The 1,493-nt window shown below is 68.9% G+C and carries 2 protein-coding genes and 1 tRNA gene; all 3 read right to left on the bottom strand.

Going from position 1 to position 1,493, the window contains the following annotated elements:
- Window positions 1–581 precede the first annotated feature (581 nt).
- A tRNA-Pro gene (locus AC2W7C_RS17770) sits at window positions 582–658 on the bottom strand.
- A 50-nt stretch (window positions 659–708) separates the two neighbouring features.
- A complete protein-coding gene (locus tag AC2W7C_RS17775; RefSeq protein ID WP_486002554.1) occupies window positions 709–1,188 on the bottom strand; it encodes a DUF192 domain-containing protein in 480 nt (159 codons plus the stop codon).
- Window positions 1,189–1,210: 22 nt separating this feature from the next.
- Window positions 1,211–1,493: cold-shock protein (locus tag AC2W7C_RS17780; RefSeq protein ID WP_486002555.1), on the bottom strand; the 283-nt coding region annotated here is incomplete at its 5' end.

A 1,493-nucleotide genomic window follows, 5' to 3' on the forward strand; every position in this document is an offset into this window, starting at 1 on the left:
CCCGCTCCGCCGTCCTCCGCCGTCCGATCGCGCTCCGCCGCCGCCGCCGCTCCGCCGCGTCCATTTCCCGCCTCGATCCGACGGCCGAGGTCCATGACGGCGTCGGGGTTCATGTCTTCCGACAGCCTTGGCGTCGATGTCCCGCAGGACGTCGAGGTGCCTCCACAGGACGTCCATGTTCTGCTGATCCATCTGATCGAGAACATCCGTCCAGGCGGGATTGGCGAGCTCCTCGGCGGTGAGGGCCCGCCGGATCGCCGCTCGCTCCTGGAGGGTCAACCGACTGAAGATCAAGGCGGCCGCGTCGGACGGGAGCTGGGCGACGACCTTCCTGGCCAATGCGATGTCCACGACCGGGTTCCTCCTCCGGCGGCCGCGGCCGCGTCTCAAGGGGATCTTTCGGCAGGTCCGCCGCAGGCGGGCGCGCAGTGCCGCTCCGCCACGGGCCCGCCGAAGCTAGCTTGGCGGCAGGCTGCCATCGAACAGCGGAACTTGAAAGTGGGATAACGGCGATTCCCTAAACCTCTCGCGCCGTTGCATGGAAACGCGACCGGCGGGCGGTGAAAATCGCGACAGGGAAATGGTCGGAGTGAGAGGATTCGAACCTCCGACCCTCTGGTCCCAAACCAGATGCGCTACCAGGCTGCGCTACACTCCGGCGGCGGGATTTGACACACTCGACGCCGCGCCGCAACGCGCCTTTCGCGCCTATTCCGCGAAGAAGGGATGGCGGACCACGTCGCCGGGCTTGGCGCCGATCTCGTCCGAACGCCCCGCCCGAAGCTCCAGCACCCCCATCGCGGGCCCGTTGGACGGGATGATCGCGTCCGAGTTCGGCGCGGCGTTCTTGGCGATCGAGACGATCCGGCCGCGCGGATCGATGTAGATGATGTCCAGCGGGCTGGGCGTGTTGTGCATCCAGAAGCCGCGCTCGGCCACATCGGGGAACTGGAACAGCATGCCCCGGTCGTCGGCCAGCGGCGGCCGTTCCATCAGGCCCCGCTGGCGCTCGGCCTCGTCGTCGGCGATCTCCACCATGAAGCGGTGCACGCCGGTCGAGGTCGTGATGGTCAGCGGCTCCATGGGGTTTCCGTGAGCGTCCTTGGGCGCGCCCTGCCCGGCGCACGCCGCCAGCAGGCCGACGACCGCCGCGACGGCCAGAAATCCACGACGATGGGTCATACGCATCCGCCCTTGATGAGGCGGAAGACTATCCGCCCGGCCTGATTTCCGCGACCACCAGGCCCTTGGGGCCTTCGGCGAACCGCACCGAGACCGGCTCTCCGGGCAGAAGATCGTCCAGCCCGCAACGCCTGAGCGTCTCGACGTGGACGAAGATATCGCCCGCTTGGCCGTCGCGCACCACGAATCCGTAGCCCTTGGTGCGGTTGAACCATTTGACGACGGCGGGCTCCAGCGGGCCGCCCGCACCCTGGGCCTCCGAGGCCGCGGAGTGGCGCAAGGCGTCGTAGCCGGCTCGACGCGGCGGCGCG

The sequence above is a fragment of the Brevundimonas sp. CURTG3B2_SDJG genome (assembly GCF_057364705.1).

Coding starts and splice junctions, on each gene's coding strand:
- AC2W7C_RS17775 (WP_486002554.1), bottom strand. CDS start 1,188: ATGCGTATGACCCATCGTCGTGGATTTCTGGCCGTCGCGGCGGTCGTC.